Here is a 363-nt window from a genome sequence, read left to right as displayed (position 1 = left end):
GGTACGGCAAGGGTCGGGATAATGGTGGCACGCCAGTTCTGTAAGAAAATGAACATAACGATAAATACCAACACAATCGCTTCAATGAGGGTCATAACGACTTGTTCGATAGACAAGCGTACAAATGGTGTGGTGTCATACGGAACGACTGAGGCTAGACCAATTGGGAAGTTTTTTTCCAGCTCAGCCATACGTGCGCCAACCGCTTCGCGAGTTTCAAGCGCGTTAGCACCGCCCGCAAGCGAAATACCAAGACCGGCTGCTTCTTGACCATTGTAGAGAGAGACAACGCTATAGTTCTCACTACCGATTTCAACATCTGCTACATCACCCAAGCGCACTTGTGCACCAGAAGTATCCGTT

General features: G+C 48.8%; 1 protein-coding gene. It reads right to left on the bottom strand.

The genetic code is table 11. The annotated features are described in order from the left end of the window. A partial coding sequence (locus SB772_RS39455; protein ID WP_410838447.1) for an efflux RND transporter permease subunit occupies positions 1 to 363 on the bottom strand: 363 nt, incomplete at both ends.

Origin of the sequence: Paraburkholderia sp. SIMBA_030 (genome assembly GCF_046535245.1) — a bacterium.
GTDB lineage: Bacteria > Pseudomonadota > Gammaproteobacteria > Burkholderiales > Burkholderiaceae > Paraburkholderia.
This window is presented reverse-complemented; position numbering and strand designations above follow the sequence as displayed.